Below are 22,792 nucleotides of genomic sequence, written 5' to 3' on the forward strand. Positions count from 1 at the left end.
AACATAAAGGTGTTTTTGATGACTGGGCTGACCCTCAGCAGTGCCGATCTCGATCCTCGCCGTCGGCGCATCCTTTTCCGTTGCTGGCATCGCGGCATCCGTGAGATGGATCTCGTCTTCGGCCAATTTGCCGACAACGAACTGCCGGGCCTCGCTGAAGCCGATCTCGATGAGCTTGAGGGTATCATGGCCGAAGAGGACAACGATCTCCTGAAGTGGATCCTCGGTAGCCAGCCGACGCCGCCGCATCTGCGCACACCGCTCTTTGAGCGCCTGGCATCCTACAAGCCCGATTTCGAAGAGATCGCCGAAAGGTTCGGATTAACGAAATGATCCCCGGTTTCGATGCGAAGAAGTTGCTCGCCGCCAGTGAGCCGACAACGATCGGTCATGTTCCGACTGGTCTTGAGCCGTTCCTGATTGCCGAAATGGCAAAGGCCGGCCAGCCGGTCGCCTATGTCATGTCCGACGGCCAGCACATGGCCGATGTCGAGCAGATGCTCGGCTTCATCGCGCCTGAAATTCCGGTACTCACCCTGCCGGCCTGGGATTGCCTTCCCTATGACCGCGTTTCCCCAAGCTCCGACGCCTCGGCCCGGCGCTTGGCGGCTTTGTCCGGCCTGATCGCGCATCATCACAAGCCGCATGCAGCCGTTGTGCTGGTGACCGTCAACGCCATGCTGCAGAAGGTCGCCCCGCAGGATATCATCGAAAGCCTGGCGTTCTCGGCACGTCCGGGGAACCAGGTCCGGATGGACGATATTGCGGCTCGTCTCGAGCGTAACGGCTTCGAGCGCGTGGCAACCGTGCGTGAGGTCGGCGAATATGCCGTGCGCGGAGGCATTCTTGACGTCTTCGTTCCAGGCACGGAAGAGCCGGTGCGCCTGGACTTCTTCGGCGATACGCTGGAGAGCATCCGCAGCTTCGATCCGGCCAGCCAGCGCACGACAGGGCAGGTGCGTTCGCTCGATCTCAATCCGATGAGCGAAGTGACGCTGACGCCGGATACGATCAGCCGCTTCCGCAAGAACTATCTCTCCGCCTTCGGTGCCGCCACGCGCGACGACGCGCTCTATCTCGCCGTGTCCGAAGGTCGGCGATACGCCGGCATGGAACATTGGCTGCCGCTGTTCTACGAGAAGCTCGAGACGGTCTTCGATTACCTTAAAGGCTTTCGCTTGGTCACGGATCACACCGTGCGCGAAGCGGCAGAGGAGCGCTCCAAGCTCGTCTTCGACTATTACGACGCCCGCCTTCAATCCGGCCAGCAGGCCAAGGGGCAGATGGCACAGGGCACGCCCTATAAGCCAGTAACGCCCGGCCAGCTCTATCTCGATGGTAAGGCTTTCGGCAATGCGCTCGATGCCTTTGACGCTATCCGTATTTCGCCCTTCAACGAGCATGAGGGCGAGGCGCGTCGCGTCATCGAGCTTGATGCCCGCCAAGGGCCGCGCTGGGCGCGGTCAGCGACCGACACAACCGATAGCGAGCGCGTCAACGTCTTCGATGCGGTCGTCAAACATATCGCCGACAAGCGGGCTGCGGGCGGCAAAGTGCTTATTTCTGCTTGGACCGAAGGCTCGCTCGATCGCCTCCTGCAGGTGCTATCCGAACACGGGCTGGCGCGCGTCAAGACGATCGAGGCCTTCAAGGACCTCGGCGGCCTGGCGAAGGGTGAGGCGGCCGCGGCCGTGCTCAGCCTCGAAGCCGGTTTCGAAGCCGGCGATCTGATCGTTATCGGCGAGCAGGATATTCTCGGCGACCGCATGGTGCGCCGTTCCAAGAGGCGCAAGCGCGCCGCCGATTTCATCTCGGAAGTAGCAGGCCTGGATGAAGGCTCGATCGTCGTTCATGCCGAGCACGGTATCGGCCGTTTCGTTGGCCTCAGGACCATCGAGGCAGCCGGCGCACCGCACGCCTGCCTCGAGCTGCAATATGCCGACGATGCCAAGCTGTTTCTGCCGGTCGAAAACATCGATCTACTCTCGCGCTATGGCGGCGAGGGCACCGAGGCGCAGCTGGATAAGCTCGGCGGCGGCGCCTGGCAGATGCGCAAGGCCAAGCTCAAGAAACGCCTGCTGGATATGGCCGGCGCCTTGATTCGCGTCGCGGCCGAACGCCTGACGCGGCATGCGCCTGTACTCAGCACGCCGGACGGACTGTATGACGAATTTGCCGCGCGCTTCCCCTATGACGAGACCGACGACCAGATGAACGCCATCGAGGCTGTACGTGAGGATCTCGGCGCCGGCCGACCGATGGACCGTCTCGTCTGCGGCGACGTCGGTTTCGGCAAGACGGAAGTGGCGCTGCGCGCGGCCTTCGTCGCTGCCATGAATGGCGCGCAGGTCGCCGTCGTCGTGCCGACGACGCTGCTTTCGCGCCAGCATTTCAAGACCTTCTCCGAGCGCTTCCGTGGGCTGCCGATCCGCATACAGCAGGCATCTCGCCTGGTCGGTTCCAAGGAACTGGCGCTCACCAAGAAGGAAGTGGCCGATGGCAAGACCGATATCGTTGTCGGCACCCACGCGCTCCTCGGCGCCGGCATCCAGTTCGCCAATCTCGGCCTGCTCATCATCGACGAGGAACAGCACTTCGGCGTCAAGCACAAGGAGCGCCTGAAGGAGCTGAAGAGCGACGTGCATGTGCTGACGCTGTCGGCGACGCCGATCCCGCGCACCTTGCAGCTCGCGATGACCGGTGTACGTGAACTGTCGCTCATCACCACGCCGCCGGTCGACCGCATGGCGGTGCGCACCTTCATCTCGCCCTTCGATTCGCTGGTCATCCGCGAAACGCTGATGCGTGAGCATTATCGTGGCGGCCAGAGCTTCTATGTCTGTCCGCGCCTCGCCGATCTCGCCGATATCCATGCCTTCCTGCAATCGGATGTGCCGGAGCTGAAGGTGGCGGTCGCCCATGGCCAGATGCCCGCCGGTGAGCTGGAAGACATCATGAATGCCTTCTACGAGGGGCGTTATGACGTGCTGCTATCGACGACCATCGTCGAATCCGGTCTCGACGTGCCGACGGCCAACACGCTGATCGTCCACCGCGCCGACATGTTCGGCCTTGCCCAGCTCTATCAGCTCCGCGGCCGCGTCGGCCGTTCCAAGGTTCGGGCCTTCGCGCTGTTTACCCTGCCGGTCAACAAGGTTCTGACCACTACGGCGGAGCGCCGGCTCAAGGTGCTGCAGTCGCTGGATACGCTCGGCGCCGGCTTCCAGCTGGCGAGCCACGATCTCGATATCCGCGGCGCCGGCAATCTGCTGGGCGAAGAACAATCAGGCCATATCAAGGAAGTTGGCTTCGAGCTCTACCAGCAGATGCTCGAGGAGGCCGTCGCCGAGGTCAAGGGCGTCGACGAAATCCAGGATACCGGCTGGTCGCCGCAGATCTCCGTCGGCACGTCTGTCATGATCCCGGATGACTACGTACCCGATCTGCATCTGCGCATGGCGCTCTATCGCCGCCTCGGCGAGATCACCGAGCTGAAGGAGATCGACGGGTTCGGCGCCGAGATGATCGACCGTTTCGGTCCCTTGCCGATGGAGGTGCAGCACCTCCTCAAGGTCGTCTACATCAAGTCGCTGTGCCGCATCGCCAACGTCGAGAAGCTGGATGCCGGCCCGAAGGGTGTCGTCGTCCAGTTCCGCAACAAGGAATTCCCGAACCCCGCCAATCTCGTCGGCTACATCGCCAAGCAGGGCACCATGGCCAAGATCCGCCCCGACCACAGCGTCTTCCTGACCCGCGACCTGCCGACGCCGGAAAAGCGGCTGCAGGGAGCGGCAGTTGTCATGACGCAGCTGGCGGAGCTGGCGAAATAGGAGGTGGGCTCTGAGCCGAAAATCCGCATCTCTTCCTTTGGGCGCGGCTTATAGAGTTCCAGCAAAGGCCGCTGCGGCCAGCAACATACCCGTTAGAATATTCGCTAGAAACAGCCGGTAGCTGATCTCTGGGCGTGAAAGATCGAGGCGCCAAGTCTGCCAGCCGAGATGGGCGGCGATGACAAGCATTCCTGTCGCATAAGGCAATGACATGCCCGTCAACCATCCATCGGCGGACCATGCCGCGATGGCAATGGTATAGAACAGGCCGATACATGCCCTGCCGCGGTCGCCGAACAGGATGGCGGTCGACTTCAAGCCCAGCCGCGTATCGTCGCGAACATCGACATAGGCATAAACGGTATCGTATCCGATCTGCCAGGCGATGGCTCCAAGCCACATCAGAACCGCACCGACGGGGATCGCGCCTGTGACTTCCGACCAGGCCATCAGCATTCCCCAATTGAATGCTGCGCCAAGCACGGACTGGGGCCAGTATGTGAAACGCTTGCAGAGCGGATAAACAAAGACGAGGGGCAGGACACTGATCGCGACGAGGCGCGTAAAGGGCGTCAGAAGGAATAGAAGCGAGGCGGCCAGCGCCAGTTCCGCCGCAAGAAACAGCACGGCCTGCCGCACGCCGATTTGACCGCTTGCCAAGGGGCGGAAGCGGGTTCGCTCGACATGGCCGTCGAATTTCCGATCTGCGATGTCGTTGACCGTCGAGCCTGCGCTTCTCATCAGCAATGCGCCCAGCGAGAAGATGGCCAGCTGTCTGATATCTGGAAAACCATATGAGGCTTGAATGAGCGCTGCCCAGCAGGGAAAAAGCGTGAGCCAAATGCCGACCGGCCGGTCCAGCCGCGCAAGTCGCGTGTACGGTCTCAACGCCGCAGGCAAACGGCGATCCACCCAGTCTCCCAGTGTTATATCGCTCAGATCGGGGCGGGTGGAAACGTTCATCATCGAAATCCGCAGTTTCATCGACGAAGAAAAGTAGCGACTTCCGCACATCTCGCAACGGCTGGAAGCGCGGCTGCACAAATTTAGCTTTGACGGCCACGCCCAGCCCGCGACGGTCATTTTCCGCCGCGAGCTGAAATCTGACCATACCCTCAAGCCGCTTGTGGCTCGCGCATCTCCGCGGCATCCGGAATGCGCGCGATGACCTTGATTTCGAAATCGAAGCCCGCCAGCCAATTGACGCCGATCGCCGTCCAGTTCGGGTAGGGTTTTTCGGTGAATATCCGGTTCTTGACGGTCATGATCGCACCGAACTGCCGCTCCGGGTCTGTGTGGAACGACGTGACATCGATGATGTCATCGAAGGTGCAGCCTGCCGCTTCCAAAGTTGCTCTCAGATTGTCGAAGGCGAGCTGGACCTGCTTTTCGAAATCCGGCTCTGGGCTTCCATCCGCGCGGCTGCCGACCTGGCCGGAGACGAAGAGCAGATCGCCGGAGCGGATTGCGGCGGAATAGCCGTGCTCCTCATAAAGCGCATGCCTGTTCTTCGGGAAGATTGCGTTACGTGTCGTCATAATGTTTGGCTTTCGTTGATGTGAAAAGATCGGAAGAAAGCAAGCTCGCGCGAGACTTCCAAACTGCCGCTTCGTTTGATATACGATATGTATGTGAAATATTCATATGCGCGACGTATGTCAATATTTCAAATACGAAACGTATGTGAAATTTGAGAGTGATATGGCAAAGCGCCTGGAAACCATGGAAGAAAATCGGAGCAAGCTGATTGCCGCTGCGCGGAAAGCCTTCGCGGAGAAAGGATTTGCAGCGGCCTCAATGGATGAGTTGACGGCAGACGTCGGCCTGACGAGAGGCGCCCTCTATCATAATTTCGGCGACAAGCGCGGATTGCTCGCCGCCGTCGTCGATCAGATCGACAACGAACTGGCGCTACGGGCGAAGGAGATCGGCGTGCAGGCGGATGGGGACTGGCAAGGTCTGCTTGCGGAAGGCGAAGCCTACATCAAGATGGCTCTCGATCCGGAGGTCCAGCGCATCGTCTTGCTCGACGGTCCGGCCGTTCTGGGCGACCCCTCGAAATGGCCCAGCCAGAACAGCTGTCTCGCCGGCACCCGGCAGACGGTCTCAAAACTTCTGGAACAAGAAATGGTCAAGCCGGTCGATCCCGAGGCGGCTGCCCGGCTCATTTCCGGTGCGGCGCTGAATGCTGCCCTCTGGGTTGCTGCCAGCGATAATCCGGCGGAAGTGCTGCCCAAGGCGATAGAAGCCTTCCGGGCGATGGCTTCGGGATTACTGGCAAAAACCTGATGCCGGTATGACGCGGCTACTTCCGCGAATCGCAGATCGCGGAAGCTCTTGCAGCTATGATCGAAAAAGCGGAATCCCGCTTAGTTCATCCCCGCCCGTGCTTCCGCTTTCATCTTGGCGATGTCGCGCAAGGCCTCGGCGAGCACATCCGGCGTCTGCGCGCCGCTGACGGCATATTGCTGGTCGAAGATGAAGAAGGGAACGCCGTTGACGCCGATCTTCTGGGCGGCGTCGATCTCGCCGATGATGAGATCGCGGTCCGCATCGGAGGCTAGCAGCGTTGATATGACCGAGCGGTCGAGCCCGGCCTTTTCGGCAATATCGAGCAGTACGGCATGATCGCCGACATTGAGGCCCTCTTCGAAATTGGCCTTGAAGAGCGCATCGACCACCTTGTCCTGCTTTTCGCGGCTTTCGGTGACGGACCAGTGGATGAGGCGATGGGCATCGAGCGTGTTCGGGCCGATCTTGATGGCGTCAAAATCGAACTTGATTCCCACTTCGCGGCCGAGCTCGGTTAACATCTTGTGCCCCTCGGCGACACGCTCGGCGCCGCCAAGCTTTTGCTCCAGCGCCTTTTTCTGGTCGACGCCTTCGGGCGGATAGTCGGGATTGAGCCGATAGGGTCGCCAGTTGAGGTCGACGCCTACTTCGTCCTGCACCTCGGCAATGGCGAGCTCCAGGCGGGCCTTGCCGAGATAGCACCATGGGCAGACGACATCCGAGACGATGTCGATCGTGATGCGTTCCATGGTTTTATCCTTTCGGTTTTTCGCGCTGTTCTTCTCCATCTATGCCTTTGTGCCGATGGCTTCAACCGGTTACCGAAAGGGAACCGGCCGAGATTATTGCGCGGAAGCATCCCACCACGCAGGCAGATAGTACCCGTAAAGCGGCAGAACACCGGGATGACTGATGCGGCTGCGCCGCGCTGCCCATTGCTGGTCGATATGGTAGAGCGGCACTAGATAATATCCGGAAATCAGCATCCGATCGAAAGAACGCACGGCGTCGCGGAAATCCTCGGCCGAACGCGCCATCAGAAAATGCGATATCAGCGTATCGACATCGGGGTCTGCGACGCCGACGAAGTTAAGGCTGCCTTCGGTCTTGGCGGCAGCGGAGCTCCAGCGCCCCACTTGCTCGATGCCCGGCGATAGCGACGAAGGGTAGGACTTGATGATCATGTCGTAGTCGTAGTTGATCGTCCGGAGCTGATATTGCGAATCATCGACCGTGCGAATCGTTACTGCAATACCGAGCAATTCCAGAGATCGGCGATAGGGGATCGCCATGCGCTCCTGATCTGCATTTTGGGTCAATATTTCGAAGCTGAGCTGGCGGCCGTTTTTATCGACCATCTTCTCACCGCGGATTGTATAGCCACCCTGCTTGAGCAGGGCTACCGCCTCGCGCAGGATCTTGCGGTCACGCCCGGAACCGTCGCTGACGGGCAGCTTGTAGGTGCCATCGAGCACGTCCGGATCGATGCGATCCTTGATCGGTCCCAGCATGGCGAGCTCGTGCGGATCCGCGGGAATGCCGAACGACGAAAGATCGGAATTTTGCCAATAGCTCTCCGTGCGCTTATAGGCGCCTGAATAGAGATTTCGGTTCAGCCATTCGAAGTCGAAGGCGAGGGTCAGCCCCTTGCGCACATTCTTGTCGGCAAACATCGGCCGCCGCGTATTGAAGACGAAACCCAACATGCCGCTCGGCGTTTTTGGCCTAAAGGTCTCCTTGATGATGGCGCCGGACGTTACCGCAGGAAAATTGTAAGCCTGCTGCCAATGGCCCGGGCTGCCGTCGGGATAAATATCGACATCGCCTTTCTTGAAAGCTTCGAACAGCGTCGTGTCCTGCAGGAAGTAATTGACGGTGATTTCATCATAATTGTCGATGCCGACCTTCGACGGGAGGTTCTTGCCCCAGTAGTCAGAACGGCGCTCGAAGACGATGCGCTGGCCGGGATCGATGCTCTTAATCCTATAGGGGGCGGAGCCGATCGGAATGCGCAGGGAGGTCTGATCGAAACTATCCGTGTCGATCGCATGCTTCGGCAGAATCGGCAGCGACGAGGCGATGATGAGCGGCGTTTCGCGATTGGCTTTATCGTTGAAGCGGATCATCACGCTGTGCTCACCAACCTTCTCCATGCTGGCAATGGTCTCAAGCCACGATGAAAACGGGACGCGGCCTTTGTCGCGAAGAAGCTGGAACGTGAAGATCACATCTTCCGGCGTCACCGGCTGCCCGTCCGACCATTTGGCATCGGGATTGAGGTTGAATTGAATATAGCTTCGGCTGTCGTCCCATTCGACCGTCTGCGCCAGCAGCCCATACAGCGTAAAAGGCTCGTCGCGCGAGCGCACCATCAGCGGTTCATAAACGAGATTACCATATTCCGGGTCCCACATGCCCCGCGCCGTCGTGCGCATGCTCTTCAGAATGAAGGGGTTGAGATTGTCGAAAGTGCCGACGACGCCATAGCTGACGCGGCCGCCCTTTTTGACATCCGGATTGACATAGGGGAAATGCTTGAAGTCCGCCGGCAGCGCCGGATCTCCATGCATGGCGATGCCGTAAAGCGGCTGAGCTGCCGCGGCATTGCACAAGGTTGCTAAGAACAGGAAGGCAGCGATCCGGAGCGCTTGCATGGCATCCTTTCCGGGAAGGGTATGATTCGGCCGAACATTATCATGAGCGTGCCGAATTCAACACGCGACTGCGGAAATCTTAGGACTTGGCAGAAAAGGCCAAAGAAAAGCTGGATATCCGTGCCAGTGCGATGTAACAGGGGTGCCGGGTTTCTCGGGTCATGTATTTGCCTTATTCATTCGACAGGTGGACGACGGTTTGACCCGAATTGCATGGGACGGCGCGCTGTCGTCCCGCAGCGGATTTCAGGAGGCGGTTTCGCTATGATGTTCAAGACTGACAACAAAATGCGGGCAGGTCTTTCTGCTCTGGCTCTCATGATTGGCGCGGCCATGCCGGCTGCCGCTTTCGCGCAGGATGCGTCCAACGCAGCTCCGGCCGATGGCGGTGGTGATCCCAACCAGCCGCGTCTGGGCTGGTACAAGACCTGCACCAAACAGGACGATGCCGACATCTGCATCGTGCAGAACCTGATCATGGCAAACAACGGCCAGCTCGTTACGGCTGTTGGCCTCATCTCCGTCGACGGCAAGGTAAACCGCAAGATCCTGCAGATCTCCGTTCCGACGGCCCGCCTCATTCCGCCGGGCATCACCATGCAGGTCGATGGCGGCAAGGGTCAGAAGCTCGATTACGCCGTCTGCCTTCCAGACAAGTGCACCGCGGAAGTCCCCGTGACGGACGCGATGATTGCTTCGCTGAAGAAGGGCACCGACGTCACCTTCACGTCTGTGAACTTCCGTCGCGCTCCGAACCCGATCAAGATCTCGCTGACCGGCTTCGGCGCCGCTTTTGATGGCCCGGCTATCTCCGACAGCAAGCTCGCCGAAAGCCAGAAGAGCCTGCAGGACAGCATGCAGAAGAAGGCTGAGGAAGCACGCAAGAAGCTGGAAGACGCCCAGAAGGCTGCCAAAGCGCAGTAAGCTTGCGGAATTTCATTATCCTATAAAAAAAGCCCGGAGCGATCCGGGCTTTTTCTTTGCGCTGGGGAGGGCAAGCGATGCTCGGAAGCCAAATAAAAAGGGAAGGCGTTGGGAGCGCCTTCCCTTTGGAATAGGATAGGTTTTACCCACGCTTAATGGGCGAAGCTCATCTTGGGCTTGAGCTGCCCGGTCGGGGCCTGGTCGAAGATCTGAGCGACTTGCGGATTGCGCAAGGGAAGCCCGCTCTCATCGTTGATGAGGTTCTGCTCCGATACATATGCGACATATTCCGTCTCGTCGTTTTCGGCGAGAAGGTGGTAGAAGGGCTGGTCCTTATCGGGACGCACTTCCGCGGGAATGGAATTCCACCATTCCTCTGTATTTGCGAATTCCGGATCGACATCGAAGATGACACCGCGGAAGGGGAACATCCGGTGTCGAACCACGTCGCCAATATTGAATTTTGCGTTTCGTTGTTTCATGGCACGACTTCCTTTCAAGCAATCATGTGGTGACTTTCACCACTGATATCAAGGATTTTGCCCCCATTCCTTCATTGAACTGTCACACTCGGCTCGGTTCTGCTCCGAGCAGCAGCTCAATGTGAAGACGATATTTGGAGGGACGCCTGCCACCGGCTTCCTCATAATGAAGAAAGCCCCGGCAAGGCCGGGGCTTTCACAACTTATATCAGACCGAATAGTACATGTCGTATTCGACCGGATGCGGGGTCATTTCGAAGCGCATGACTTCCTGCATCTTCAGTTCGATGAAGGCATCAATCTGATCATCGTCGAAAACGCCACCGGCGGTCAGGAACTTGCGGTCCTTGTCCAGGCTTTCCAGAGCTTCGCGCAGCGAGCCGCAGACCGTCGGGATCTTCTTCAGTTCCTTCGGCGGCAGGTCGTAGAGATCCTTGTCCATGGCCTTGCCGGGATGGATCTTGTTCTTGATGCCGTCGAGGCCGGCCATCAGCATGGCGGCGAAACCGAGATAGGGGTTGGCCGTCGGGTCAGGGAAGCGGACTTCGACGCGCTTTGCCTTCGGGTTTGAGCCGAACGGGATACGGCAGGAAGCCGAACGGTTGCGAGCCGAATAGGCGAGCAGAACCGGAGCTTCGTAACCCGGAACGAGGCGCTTGTAGGAGTTCGTCGACGGGTTGGTGAAGGCGTTTATCGCCTTGGCATGCTTGATGATGCCGCCGATGTAATAGAGGCATGTCTCGGAAAGACCTGCGTATTCGTCGCCTGCGAACGTCGGCTTGCCACCCTTCCAGACCGACTGGTGAACGTGCATGCCCGAGCCGTTGTCTCCGAAGATCGGCTTCGGCATGAAGGTTGCCGTCTTACCATAAGCATTGGCGACCTGGTGGACGACATACTTGTAAATCTGCATACCGTCGGCGCTGCGTACCAGCGTATCGAACTTGATGCCGAGTTCGTGCTGGGCGGCTGCGACTTCATGGTGGTGCTTTTCGACGGTAACGCCCATTTCGGTCAGAACCGTCAGCATCTCCGAACGCATGTCCTGGCAGCTGTCGATCGGCGGAACCGGGAAGTAACCGCCCTTGACGCGCGGACGGTGGCCGAGGTTGCCGGTTTCATAGTCGGTGTCGTCGTTGGACGGCAGTTCGCTGGAATCGAGCTTGAAACCGGTATTGTAGGGATCAGCCTTGTACTTGACGTCATCGAAGACGAAGAACTCGGCTTCCGGGCCGAAGTAGGCGGTGTCGCCGATACCCGAAGCCTTGAGATAGGCTTCGGCTTTCTTGGCAGTGCCGCGCGGATCGCGGTTATAGGATTCGCCGGAGATCGGGTCTAGGATGTCGCAGAGAATGACCATCGTCGACTGCGCGAAGAATGGATCCATGTGGACCGTATCCGGATCCGGCATCAGCACCATGTCGGATTCGTTGATGGCCTTCCAGCCCGCAATCGAGGAGCCGTCGAACATGACGCCATCGGCGAACATATCTTCGTCGACACAGACCACATCCATGGTGAGATGCTGCAGCTTGCCCTTCGGATCGGTGAAGCGCAGGTCGACGAACTTGACGTCGTTGTCCTTGATTTGCTTCAAAATTTCGCTTGCAGTCGTCATGAAATTACTTCCCTTGACATAGATGACGATTGAACGAGCCGCGGCCCGAAGGGCCGGGCGGATTAGATGGCGTCGATGCCCGTTTCGCCGGTACGAATTCGGATGACTTCTTCCACGTTGGAAACGAAAATCTTTCCGTCGCCGATACGCCCTGTTTGTGCGGCCTTGCGGATGGCCTCGATCACCGCCTCCGCATTTTCGTCCGCCAACACAACTTCGACCTTCACCTTCGGCAGGAAGTCGACGACGTATTCGGCGCCACGGTAAAGCTCCGTGTGGCCCTTCTGACGACCGAAGCCCTTCGCTTCCGTGACGGTGATGCCCTGCAGGCCGACTTCCTGAAGGGCTTCCTTCACTTCGTCGAGCTTAAAGGGCTTAATGATCGCTTCGATCTTTTTCATGAGAAAATGTCTCTCCGCTTCTCCTGTTACAGCAGGCCTATTTCCCGCTCGGCCAACGTAATGCACGTATCATGCCAATTGAAAACAAGCTGCCGTAAAAATTCCCGGCGATTTCGCACCGAGACGATGAATTGATGAGGATTTTTCGGGAAAATGGAAGCGATTTCGCGTCGAAATGCGTTGGATAAGCAAAATTTCGCAAAAAAGTGCTGTGCGCGTCATGTTTGTGCTCCAGCAAGGTCTTGAATGTTATCGGTTAATTGTTGTGCAAATGCATATTTATAAACCAAAATGGCCGCCGCAATAGCGGTTGTTTTTGAGGCAGATTTCGCATCTATAATATCCGCCATGATGTTCCCGCTCGCCGATCTGCTTCTCACCCCTGACGCCATGTCTCGCGTCGACCGCGCTGCGGCCGCATCCGGCATCGGCTCCTATGGCCTTATGGAGAAGGCAGGGCAGGCGGTTGCTGCCGCTGCACTTCGGCACTTTCCCGAAGCGCTGCGTTATGTCGTCCTTTGCGGGCCTGGCAATAATGGCGGGGACGGCTATGTGGCGGCGCGGGCGCTGCGACAGGCCGGAGCCGACGTGCAGCTCTTTCATCTGGGCGATCCACAGCGGCTCAAGGGGGACGCCGCCCGCGCTTTCGCCGAGTGTCCAATCGATGGCGCTGCGTTCAGTGGTTATGCCCCGATGACCGGAGATGTGGTGATCGATGCTATCTTTGGCGCAGGACTCTCCCGTCCCGTGCCGGATGATGTGGTGGCCATTATTGGGCGTGTCAATGAGGCTGGCATTCCGGTGATTGCCGTTGACCTGCCCTCGGGCCTCGATGGCCGCAGCGGCCACATTCTCGGCGCTGCCTTTCGCGCTGTGCGAACAGTGACCTTCATGACGCGCAAGCCGGGACATCTTCTCCTTCCCGGTCGTGACCTTTGCGGCGAGCTTGAGGTTTTCGACATCGGCATTCCCGACCGTATCGTCCGCACCAATGCCGATCGCTTGCTCGCCGAAAACAAGCCGGCACAGTGGCAGGCGGCCATACCTTCGGCAGGCGTCGAGACGCACAAATACAAGCGAGGTCATCTCGTCGTCTTCTCGGGCGGGCCGAACGCGACAGGTGCCGCGCGCATGTCGGCAATGGGGGGCCTGAGGGCTGGGGCAGGGCTCGTCACTATTGCATCGCCCTCGGAGGCTCTGGGGGTTAACGCCAGTTTGTTGACCTCAATCATGCTGCATGCAGTCGACGACGAAGCCGCTTTACGGAAATGGCTTACAGATCAGCGTCTTTCGACCTTCATTCTGGGGCCGGGCTTCGGCGCCGGTGAGAAGGCGCGGCAATTCTGCCTCGCGCTCGCGGATCGCCATCTGGTGCTGGATGCGGACGGCATCACCTCATTTCGCGACGAGCCGCAAAGGCTGTTCGATGCCTTTGCCGAAGGACCGACACGCTTGGTGCTGACGCCGCATGAGGGGGAATTCGCGAGACTTTTTCCGGATATCGCTGCGGATGAAAGCTTGAGCAAGATCGACAAGACGAGAGCGGCGGCTACCAGAGCCCATGCCGCGATCATCTACAAGGGTGCCGATAGCGTGATCGCCGCTCCGGACGGCAGGGTACTGATCAATGCCAACGCGCCACCCTGGCTGGCGACCGCCGGTTCGGGCGATGTGCTTGCCGGCATTGTCGGCGGCCTGATGGCGCAGGGGGCGCCGGCCTTCGAGGCGGCGGCCGCCGGCGTCTGGCTGCATGGTCTTGCCGGTCAACGTGCCGGCAACGGGCTCACTGCCGAAGACCTGGTCGCAGCCGTTAAACCGCTATAGCGCTATTTCGCCACTTCCTGCTGCAAGGCGATCGCACCGGGCGGCGCATTTACCTTGCCCTCATGGATCATGAAGGCGAAGACATCGCGCGGTTCCGCCTTGACCTTACGCTTTGCATCGATCAGCGGCAGATCGTCCGGTACCTTGCCGGCGGCCCAGGTTTTCAAGCGGTCCGCCCAGGCTTTCAGATCCTTCGGCGGATAGCAGGTCTTGATATCATCCGATCCCTTCTGCAGGCGGGCATAGACGAAGTCGGCCGTGACATCCGCAATCATCGGATACTCGAAATGCTCGGCGCAAACGGGCGCGACATTATATTTTTCGAGCAGCGCGACGAACTCCGGCACCTTGAAGGAATCGTGTCGGACTTCGACGACGTGTCTCAGCGCAAGACCATCCTGCTTGGCCGGCAGCAGCTTCAGGAAAGCCTCGAAATCATCCGGATCGAATTTCTTCGTCGGCGCGAACTGCCACAGCAGCGGGCCGAGGTGATCGCCGAGCTCGCTGATGCCGGATTCCAGAAACTTCTGCATTGACTCGCCCGCCTCGGCAAGGACGCGGCGGTTGGTGACGAAACGCGTCGCCTTCAGGGAGAAAATAAAGCCGTCGGGGACATCGGCGGCCCATTTGGCAAACACTTCAGGCTTCTGCGTGCTGTAATAGGTGCCGTTGACCTCGATCACTTTCAGCTGGCGGCTGGCATAATTCAGCTCGTCCTTCTGCTTCAGCGTGTCGGGATAGAAGGTCCCGCGCCAGGGCTCGAAGGTCCATCCGCCGATACCTGTGCGGATTTCGCCCGCTTTGGTCATTCTCTCCTCCTTGGACGTCAGTCCGGGTGAACCTTACTCCGCCGCGGCAACCTTCTTCACCGGCCGCCGCTCCAGCAGTTCTTTCAGGAATTGCCCCGTATAGGAGCGCTTCTCCTTCACGATCGCCTCCGGCGTGCCGACAGCCACGATCTCGCCGCCGCCATCACCCCCTTCAGGACCGAAATCGAGGATCCAGTCGGCGGTCTTGATGACTTCGAGATTGTGCTCGATGACCACGACGGAATTGCCCTGATTGACCAGTTCGTGCAGCATTTCCAGAAGCTTGGCGACATCGTGGAAGTGTAATCCAGTTGTGGGTTCGTCGAGAATGTAGAGCGTGCGGCCCGTCGATCGCTTCGACAATTCCTTGGCTAGCTTGACGCGCTGCGCCTCGCCACCCGAAAGCGTATTGGCCTGCTGTCCCACCTTGATATAGCCGAGACCGACATCCTTCAGGCTCTGCAGCTTGTCGCGCACGGCTGGGACGGCCGCAAAGAAATCGACGCCTTCCTCGACCGTCATGTCGAGCACGTCGGCGATCGACTTGGTCTTGAAGGTGACGTCGAGGGTTTCGCGGTTGTAGCGCTTGCCGTGGCAGACGTCGCAGGTGACGTAGACGTCGGGCAGGAAGTGCATCTCGATCTTGATGACGCCGTCGCCCTGGCACGCCTCGCAGCGGCCGCCCTTGACGTTGAAGGAGAAGCGGCCCGGCTGATAGCCGCGCGCCTTGGCTTCCGGCAGTCCGGCAAACCAGTCGCGGATCGGCGTGAAGGCGCCGGTATAGGTCGCTGGGTTCGAGCGCGGCGTGCGGCCGATCGGTGACTGGTCGATGTCGATCACCTTGTCGATATGCTCGAAACCGTCGATGCGGTCATGATCGGCGGGGATTTCACGAGCGCCCATGACACGCCGCGCCGCCGACTTGTAAAGCGTCTCGATCAGGAAAGTAGACTTGCCGCCGCCGGACACGCCAGTCACTGCAGTGAAGACACCGAGCGGGATAGACGCCGTGACATTCTTGAGATTGTTGCCCCTTGCGCCGACGACCTTGATCTCCTTACCCTTCTTGGGCTTGCGTCGCTCGTCTGGAACCGGCACGCCGAGCTCGCCGGAAAGATATTTACCGGTCAGTGACTTGGGGTTCGCCATGATCTCCTGCGGCGTGCCATGCGCCACCACCTGCCCGCCATGCACGCCGGCCGCGGGGCCGATATCGACGACATCGTCGGCTGTGAGGATGGCGTCCTCGTCATGCTCGACGACGATGACGGTATTGCCGATATCCCGCAGATGCTTCAGTGTCTCCAGAAGGCGTGCATTGTCGCGCTGATGCAGGCCGATCGACGGCTCATCGAGGACATAGAGAACGCCGGTCAGGCCCGACCCGATCTGCGACGCGAGCCGGATGCGCTGGCTTTCGCCGCCGGACAGCGTGCCGGAGTTACGCGACAGGCTCAGATATTCGAGGCCGACATCGTTGAGGAAGCGGAGGCGATCGCGGATTTCCTTGAGAATGCGCACCGCGATTTCGTTCTGCTTGTCGGTGAACGTGCCCGGCAGCGCATCGAACCAGTCGCGAGCAACGCGAATGGACATCTCCGCCACCTGGCTGATGTGCAGCTTGTCGATCTTGACCGCCAGAGCCTCCGGTTTCAGGCGATAGCCGTTGCAGGCCGGGCAGGGGGCGGCCGACATAAAGCGTTCGATCTCCTCGCGTGCCCAGGCGGAATCCGTTTCCTTCCACCGGCGCTCGAGGTTCGGCACGATGCCTTCGAAATTCTTATGCGTGGTGTAGGAACGCGCCCCATCGGCATAGTGGAATTCGATCTTGTCTTCCGTGCCGTTCAGGATCACATCCTTGGCCTTGTCGGACAGCTCGTTCCAGCGATTGCCGAGCTTGAAGCCATAGTGCTTGCCGAGCGCTTCCAGCGTCTGGTTGTAATAAGGCGAGGTCGACTTGGCCCAGGGAGCGATCGCGCCATCGCGCAACGTACGTTCCGGCTCCGGCACGATCAGTTCCGGATCGATCTTCTGCTGCGAGCCCAGGCCGTCGCAGGACGGGCAGGCGCCGAAGGGATTGTTGAAGGAGAACAGGCGCGGCTCGATTTCCGGAATGGTGAAGCCGGAAACCGGACAAGCGAACTTCTCCGAGAAGAGCACACGCTCATGTGTCTCGTTCAGCGACTTGTTGGCGGAACCGCCGGCAGCGGTTTCTTCAGGCGGCAACGGCTTGTCTGCGAATTCCGCGACCGCAAGCCCATCGGCAAGACGCAGTGATGTCTCGAAGCTGTCGGCAAGGCGCGCCGCCATGTCTGGACGCACGACGATACGGTCGACGACCACGTCAATGTCGTGCTTGTATTTCTTGTCGAGCGCCGGCACATCGGCGATCTCGTAGAACTGGCCATCGACCTTGACGCGCTGGAAGCCCTTTTTCATGAGCTCTGCCAGTTCCTTCTTGTATTCGCCCTTACGCCCGCGCACGAGCGGCGCGAGAATATAAAGCCGCGTGCCTTCCTCATAGGCGAGCACGCGGTCGACCATCTGGCTGACGGTCTGGCTCTCGATCGGCAGGCCCGTGACTGGCGAATAGGGAACGCCGACGCGGGCAAACAGCAGACGCATATAGTCGTAGATTTCCGTAACCGTGCCGACCGTCGAGCGCGGATTGCGCGAGGTCGTCTTCTGCTCGATCGAAATCGCTGGCGAGAGGCCGTCGATCTGGTCGACATCAGGCTTCTGCATCATTTCGAGGAACTGCCGCGCATAGGCTGAAAGGCTTTCGACATAGCGGCGCTGGCCCTCGGCATAGATGGTGTCGAAGGCGAGCGACGACTTGCCGGAGCCGGAAAGGCCGGTCATGACGATCAGCTTGTTGCGTGGCAGATCAAGATCGATGCCCTTGAGATTGTGCTCGCGCGCACCACGTATCGAAATAGTCTTCAGTTCGCTCATCGTCGTATGCAGGTCCTTTGGAGTCTGCCTTTATTTAGTGATGTCAGCCCGCGAGTCGAGGCTGAAATGAAGGGATGGAGCCGGGTTTTCGATTCCGTTGACATCATCATAGGGATAAATTAGAACAAATAAAGAACAAAATTATCGCGGCGATTTCTTTGTGGATGAACGGAACTGAGAAGGCCGCATAAATAGCACCTGACGCCCGCTATGGGTTAAGGTGCTCCCCATAGAATTTCAAAGCCGTCGATGGGCGGCAAGCAGGGTGGTATCATGGCCGGTAGTGTGAACAAGGTAATTCTGGTTGGAAATCTCGGGGCGGACCCGGAAATCCGCCGCACGCAGGACGGCCGCCCGATCGCCAACCTCAATATTGCCACGTCGGAGACCTGGCGCGACCGCAATTCCGGCGAGCGCAAGGAAAAGACCGAATGGCACCGCGTCGTCATCTTCAATGAAGGCCTCTGCAAGGTGGCTGAGCAATATCTGAAGAAGGGTGCCAAGGTTTACATCGAGGGCGCGCTGCAAACGCGCAAATGGCAGGATCAGAACGGTCAGGACCGCTACTCGACCGAAGTCGTGCTGCAGGGCTTCAATTCGACCCTGACCATGCTCGATGGCCGCGGCGAGGGCGGCGGTTCCATCGAAGGTGGAAGTCGTGGTGGCCGCGGCGGCGGTGATTTTGGCGGCGACTACGGTGGCGACGACTACGGCCAGTCCTCATCGCAAGGCTCCTCCCGTGGCGGTGGCAACCGTGGTGGCAGCAGCCAGGGCGGCGGCAACTTCTCGCGCGATCTGGATGATGACATCCCGTTCTGAGATCGGCGTGCCCGACTGACTTTGGAACCCGTCTTTTGGCGGGTTTTTATCAGCTTCGATTTGTCTTCGCTATTCTTCTAGGGCGGCTGGATTATCAATTGATTTATCCTTCGTAGCCCCTTTAATTTCTCTCAGTATAGCTTCACACGCATCGATAGTTTGAGTGAGATTTTTCTCGGTGAGAATATGTGTTCGGGTAACCTCATCGCGCAGATAGATGAACAGGATTTTCTTGTTGAGGTCATCCTCGGTGACAATGCTCATTGAAGCATATTCGCTGTCCTTATAGTCGCGCAGATACACCGTCTTGAGAAACGTATAGCCATACCTTTTGAAGACTGATCTTATTACGCTTTTTAACATCGAGAGCTCCGAGCGCTTTCAGTTACCGAGTATCCCGGCTCATCGAACAAACCGTCTGACCGACGTGCTTTTCACGAAAGCGTGAGCGCCGCTTTTGCTCCATCCACGACAAACTGCGCGGCAAGCGCCGCAAGAATAACCCCGAGCAGCCGGGTGAGAATGGCGCGGCCGGTAGCGCCGAGCATTCGGTCGAGCCTGTCTGAAATGGCAAGGGCTGCAAAGACCAGGGCGAGATTGACGGCGATGACGCCGATCAGCTGCGCCCGGTCAAGCGTCGTTTGCAGCGAGCCGGCCAACAGAATGGTGGCGGAGATGGCGCCAGGACCGGCGATCAGGGGCAGGGCGAGGGGGAAGACCGCAATATTGCGGATATGATCCTTGGTGATCGCGACTTCGGTCGTCTTTTCCTTCCTGTCCTGCCGCCGCTCGAACACCATCTCGAAGGCGATCCAGAACAGCAGCAAGCCGCCGGCAATGCGGAAGGCGCCGATGGAGATACCAAGCACACCAAGCACGCTGGCGCCGAACAGGGCGAAGGCCGCCAGGATGAAGAAGGCGATCAGCGAGCCGCGCAGCGCCACTTGCTTGCGCTCCGAACGATTCATGCCAGCCGTAAGTCCGATGAAAAGCGGCGCGAGCCCCGGCGGATCGACAGTGACAAGCAGAGTCGTGAAGGCATTGATCAGCGTATCCGCGCTCGCCATATAGTCCCCGAAGCTTGTTCTGTCGCTGTTAGCGAGCATTGTTATGCGAGGAACGGGCTTTCGCAAAGGGTCATGCGCTGGTGTTGATCAGTTTCGCCATGGAAATGTTCGATTCCATGGCTTAAAGGGGCAAAACCTGTTCAAAAACACCGGCCAAAATTGGCGCTCGCCAGGCCTTTCGGCTATAAATTTCGCAGTGATTCTAAAAGAGATCGTGATCTGTTTTGACTGAGCAAACACCACCCGGCGGCGGGAAGCTCCCGCCAGGCATCGAGCCGATTTCCATCATCGAGGAAATGCAGCGGTCGTATCTCGATTACGCCATGAGCGTTATCGTCAGCCGTGCGCTTCCTGACGTTCGCGATGGTTTGAAGCCCGTTCATCGGCGCATCCTCTACGCGGCGCATCAGAGCGGCTATCACTGGAACCGCAAATATGTGAAGTCGGCCCGTCCCGTCGCCGACGTCATGGGTAGCTATCACCCGCACGGCGACGCTTCGATCTATGACGCCTTGGTCCGCATGGCGCAGGATTGGTCGATGCGTGTGCCGCTTATCGACGGGCAGGGCAATTTCGGCTCGATCGACGGCGATCCGCCGGCGGCGATGCGCTACACGGAATCCCGCCTGACGAAGGTCGCCCACGAGCTTCTCGAGGATATCGACAAGGAAACGGTCGATTTCCAGGAAAACTACGACGCGACGACGGAAGAACCGAAGGTTCTGCCGGCGCGCTTCCCGAACCTGCTCGTCAACGGCTCCGGCGGCATCGCGGTCGGTATGGCGACGAACATTCCGCCGCACAATCTCTCCGAAGTCATCAACGGCTGTATCGCGCTGATCGACAATCCGGCGATCGAGCTGCCTGAGATGATGGAGATCATCCCCGGTCCGGATTTCCCGACCGGCGCGAAAATTCTCGGCCGCGCCGGCATCCGCTCCGCCTATGAGACGGGGCGCGGCTCCGTCGTCATGCGCGGTGTCGCGACCATCGAGCCGATGCGTGGCGATCGCGAGCAGATCATCATCACCGAGGTTCCCTATCAGGTGAACAAGGCGTCGATGATCGAAAAGATGGCCGAACTCGTGCGCGAGAAGCGCATCGAGGGCATCTCGGACCTGCGTGATGAGTCCGACCGCCAGGGCTATCGCGTCGTCGTCGAGCTGAAGCGCGATGCCAATGCCGACGTCATCCTGAACCAGCTTTATCGCTATACGCCGCTGCAGACCTCTTTCGGCTGCAACATGGTGGCGCTGAACGGCGGCAAACCCGAGCTGATGAACCTGATGGACATGCTGCGCGCTTTCGTGGCGTTCCGCGAGGAAGTCATCAGCCGCCGCACCAAATATCTGCTGCGCAAGGCCCGTGATCGCGCTCACGTCTTGGTCGGTCTGGCGATTGCCGTCGCCAATATCGACGAAGTCATCCGTGTTATCCGCCAGGCGCCGGATCCGCAATCGGCCCGCGAAGAGCTGATGACGCGCCGCTGGAATGCGGCTGACGTTGAGTCGCTTATCCGGCTAATTGACGATCCCCGCCATCGCATCAACGAAGACGGAACCTATAATCTTTCGGAGGAGCAGGCTCGCGCCATTCTCGAACTGCGTCTGGCACGTCTAACCGCTCTCGGCCGTGACGAAATCGATGAAGAACTCAATCAGATCGGCGCTGAGATCAAGGACTATCTTGATATTCTCTCGTCGCGTGCCCGCATCCAAACCATCGTAAAAGATGAGCTTGCTGCCGTTCGCGACGAATTTGGGACGCCGCGCCGCACCGAGATCGTTGATGGCGGTCTTGAGATGGACGACGAGGATCTGATCGCCCGCGAGGACATGGTCGTCACCGTTTCCCATCTCGGCTACATCAAGCGCGTGCCGCTGACCACCTATCGTGCGCAGCGCCGCGGCGGCAAGGGCCGCTCCGGGATGACCACTCGTGACGAAGATTTCGTTACCCGGCTATTCGTTCTCAATACGCATACGCCAGTCCTGTTCTTCTCGTCTCGCGGTATCGTCTACAAGGAAAAGGTCTGGCGTCTGCCGATCGGCACGCCGACATCGCGCGGCAAGGCGCTGATCAACATGCTGCCGCTGGAGCCCGGCGAACGCATCACCACGATTATGCCGTTGCCGGAAGACGAGAGCACCTGGGACAATCTCGACGTCATGTTCACGACGACGCGCGGAACCGTGCGCCGCAACAAGCTGTCGGATTTCGTTCAGGTGAACCGCAACGGCAAAATCGCCATGAAGCTCGAGGAGGAGGGTGACGAAATCCTCTCCGTGGAGACCTGCACCGAACATGACGACGTGCTGATGACGACGGCGCTCGGCCAGTGCATCCGCTTCTCCGTATCGGATGTGCGTGTCTTTGCCGGCCGCAATTCGATCGGCGTTCGCGGTATCACGCTTGCACCAGGCGATCGCATCATTTCGATGACGATCGTCCGGCATGTGGATGCCGAGCCGTGGGAGCGCGCAGCCTATCTCAAGCGCTCCGTCAGTGAGCGCCGCTCCGCGACGGGTGACGATGAGGAGATTGCACTGGTCGGCGAAGAAGTCACCGAAGAGGGACAGCTCGGCGACGAGCGCTACGAAGAACTCAAGGCGCTCGAGCAGTTCATCCTGACGATTTCGGAAAAGGGCTTCGGCAAGCGGTCGTCTTCTTACGATTTCCGCATCTCCGGTCGCGGCGGCAAGGGTATCCGCGCCACCGACACGTCGAAGACGGGCGAGATCGGCGAACTCGTCGCCGCCTTCCCGGTCGAAGATGGCGATCAGATCATGCTCGTCTCGGATGGCGGTCAGCTGATCCGTGTGCCGGTCGGCGGCATCCGCGTCGCCAGCCGCGCCACCAAGGGCGTCACCATCTTCTCTACTGCAAAGGACGAGAAAGTCGTATCCGTCGAGCGTATCAGCGAGCCGGAAGGCGACGAGGATGATGCTTCGGCAGCCGAGGACGATGCTGCTGCCGGAGATGCCGGCAGCGAGGGTGGCAGCGAAGAATAGTCTTCGCTGTGGCCGCTTGGAGAGCAGTGGGGCCGGGCTGGCCCATCTTGGACGCTGAAGGTTTTCGATCGCGTGAGCTTGGCAACAGGCTCACGCAATTGTCATT

At 59.3% G+C, this 22,792-nt stretch carries 19 protein-coding genes; 7 read left to right on the top strand and 12 right to left on the bottom strand.

Features of this window, described 5'->3' with window-relative positions:
* Positions 1-18 precede the first annotated feature (18 nt).
* Both FHT73_RS23690 and mfd read left to right on the top strand, forming a co-directional pair.
* Positions 19-333 carry a succinate dehydrogenase assembly factor 2 gene (locus tag FHT73_RS23690; protein ID WP_183715217.1) on the top strand — a complete coding sequence of 105 codons (315 nt, stop codon included), beginning with the start codon at positions 19-21 and terminating at the stop codon, positions 331-333.
* Positions 330-3,830, top strand: a complete 3,501-nt coding sequence (gene mfd / locus FHT73_RS23695) for a transcription-repair coupling factor (RefSeq protein WP_183715219.1) — start codon at positions 330-332, stop codon at positions 3,828-3,830. The genes FHT73_RS23690 and mfd overlap by 4 nt, the downstream gene beginning before the upstream one ends.
* A gap of 48 nt (positions 3,831-3,878) precedes the next feature.
* Here the strand turns inward: mfd and ubiA are convergent, their stop codons facing one another.
* On the bottom strand, positions 3,879-4,793 hold the full coding sequence (gene ubiA / locus FHT73_RS23700; RefSeq protein WP_183715221.1) for a 4-hydroxybenzoate octaprenyltransferase: 915 nt from the start codon (positions 4,791-4,793) through the stop codon (positions 3,879-3,881).
* Between the two features lie 152 nt (positions 4,794-4,945).
* Positions 4,946-5,368 (bottom strand): RidA family protein, encoded by a 423-nt coding sequence (locus FHT73_RS23705; protein WP_112610281.1) that lies wholly within the window; start codon positions 5,366-5,368, stop codon positions 4,946-4,948.
* A gap of 163 nt (positions 5,369-5,531) precedes the next feature.
* Between FHT73_RS23705 and FHT73_RS23710 the strand changes: the two genes are divergently transcribed.
* Positions 5,532-6,119, top strand: coding sequence for a TetR/AcrR family transcriptional regulator (locus FHT73_RS23710; protein ID WP_183715222.1), 588 nt, complete (start codon positions 5,532-5,534; stop codon positions 6,117-6,119).
* An 80-nt stretch (positions 6,120-6,199) separates the two neighbouring features.
* Here FHT73_RS23710 and FHT73_RS23715 read toward each other — a convergent pair whose 3' ends face one another.
* Both FHT73_RS23715 and FHT73_RS23720 read right to left on the bottom strand, forming a co-directional pair.
* A complete protein-coding gene (locus FHT73_RS23715; protein ID WP_112610283.1) occupies positions 6,200-6,871 on the bottom strand; it encodes a DsbA family oxidoreductase in 672 nt (223 codons plus the stop codon).
* 93 nt (positions 6,872-6,964) lie between these two features.
* Positions 6,965-8,776, bottom strand: coding sequence for an extracellular solute-binding protein (locus FHT73_RS23720; RefSeq protein ID WP_183715224.1), 1,812 nt, complete (start codon positions 8,774-8,776; stop codon positions 6,965-6,967).
* A gap of 264 nt (positions 8,777-9,040) precedes the next feature.
* Here FHT73_RS23720 and FHT73_RS23725 point away from each other — a divergent pair, with 264 nt between their 5' ends.
* Positions 9,041-9,700, top strand: a complete 660-nt coding sequence (locus FHT73_RS23725; protein WP_015339874.1) for an invasion associated locus B family protein — start codon at positions 9,041-9,043, stop codon at positions 9,698-9,700.
* 152 nt (positions 9,701-9,852) lie between these two features.
* Here the strand turns inward: FHT73_RS23725 and hspQ are convergent, their stop codons facing one another.
* The 4 genes from hspQ to FHT73_RS29750 form a co-directional block, all read right to left on the bottom strand.
* The gene (gene hspQ, locus FHT73_RS23730) at positions 9,853-10,182 is read right to left on the bottom strand and encodes a heat shock protein HspQ (RefSeq protein ID WP_015339875.1); all 330 of its coding nucleotides are present in this window, start codon (positions 10,180-10,182) and stop codon (positions 9,853-9,855) included.
* Between the two features lie 208 nt (positions 10,183-10,390).
* On the bottom strand, positions 10,391-11,800 hold the full coding sequence (gene glnA / locus FHT73_RS23735) for a type I glutamate--ammonia ligase (RefSeq protein ID WP_112400637.1): 1,410 nt from the start codon (positions 11,798-11,800) through the stop codon (positions 10,391-10,393).
* 62 nt (positions 11,801-11,862) lie between these two features.
* On the bottom strand, positions 11,863-12,201 hold the full coding sequence (locus FHT73_RS23740) for a P-II family nitrogen regulator (RefSeq protein WP_015339877.1): 339 nt from the start codon (positions 12,199-12,201) through the stop codon (positions 11,863-11,865).
* Positions 12,202-12,419: 218 nt separating this feature from the next.
* Positions 12,420-12,551 carry a hypothetical protein gene (locus FHT73_RS29750; protein WP_281409876.1) on the bottom strand — a complete coding sequence of 44 codons (132 nt, stop codon included), beginning with the start codon at positions 12,549-12,551 and terminating at the stop codon, positions 12,420-12,422.
* Here FHT73_RS29750 and FHT73_RS23745 point away from each other — a divergent pair.
* Complete coding sequence (locus FHT73_RS23745) at positions 12,550-14,025, top strand: NAD(P)H-hydrate dehydratase (protein ID WP_183715226.1); 1,476 nt, start codon at positions 12,550-12,552, stop codon at positions 14,023-14,025. The genes FHT73_RS29750 and FHT73_RS23745 overlap by 2 nt on opposite strands.
* Positions 14,026-14,027: 2 nt before the next feature.
* Here FHT73_RS23745 and FHT73_RS23750 read toward each other — a convergent pair whose 3' ends face one another.
* Positions 14,028-14,834, bottom strand: coding sequence for a DUF72 domain-containing protein (locus tag FHT73_RS23750; protein WP_183715228.1), 807 nt, complete (start codon positions 14,832-14,834; stop codon positions 14,028-14,030).
* A gap of 33 nt (positions 14,835-14,867) precedes the next feature.
* Positions 14,868-17,789 (bottom strand): excinuclease ABC subunit UvrA, encoded by a 2,922-nt coding sequence (uvrA, locus tag FHT73_RS23755; protein ID WP_112610291.1) that lies wholly within the window; start codon positions 17,787-17,789, stop codon positions 14,868-14,870.
* A gap of 273 nt (positions 17,790-18,062) precedes the next feature.
* Between uvrA and FHT73_RS23760 the strand changes: the two genes are divergently transcribed.
* Positions 18,063-18,608 carry a single-stranded DNA-binding protein gene (locus FHT73_RS23760; protein WP_112415241.1) on the top strand — a complete coding sequence of 182 codons (546 nt, stop codon included), beginning with the start codon at positions 18,063-18,065 and terminating at the stop codon, positions 18,606-18,608.
* Between the two features lie 69 nt (positions 18,609-18,677).
* On the opposite strand, the gene FHT73_RS23765 is transcribed toward FHT73_RS23760, so the two are convergent.
* Both FHT73_RS23765 and FHT73_RS23770 read right to left on the bottom strand, forming a co-directional pair.
* The gene (locus tag FHT73_RS23765) at positions 18,678-18,872 is read right to left on the bottom strand and encodes a hypothetical protein (protein WP_162701001.1); all 195 of its coding nucleotides are present in this window, start codon (positions 18,870-18,872) and stop codon (positions 18,678-18,680) included.
* Between the two features lie 170 nt (positions 18,873-19,042).
* Positions 19,043-19,675 (bottom strand): MarC family protein, encoded by a 633-nt coding sequence (locus FHT73_RS23770; RefSeq protein WP_069612164.1) that lies wholly within the window; start codon positions 19,673-19,675, stop codon positions 19,043-19,045.
* Positions 19,676-19,899: 224 nt separating this feature from the next.
* On the opposite strand from FHT73_RS23770, the gene gyrA reads away from it, so the two are divergent.
* A complete protein-coding gene (gene gyrA / locus FHT73_RS23775) occupies positions 19,900-22,686 on the top strand; it encodes a DNA gyrase subunit A (protein ID WP_183715230.1) in 2,787 nt (928 codons plus the stop codon).
* The last annotated feature ends 106 nt before the right edge of the window (positions 22,687-22,792 follow it).

This window comes from Rhizobium sp. BK098 (assembly GCF_014193155.1).
GTDB lineage: Bacteria > Pseudomonadota > Alphaproteobacteria > Rhizobiales > Rhizobiaceae > Rhizobium.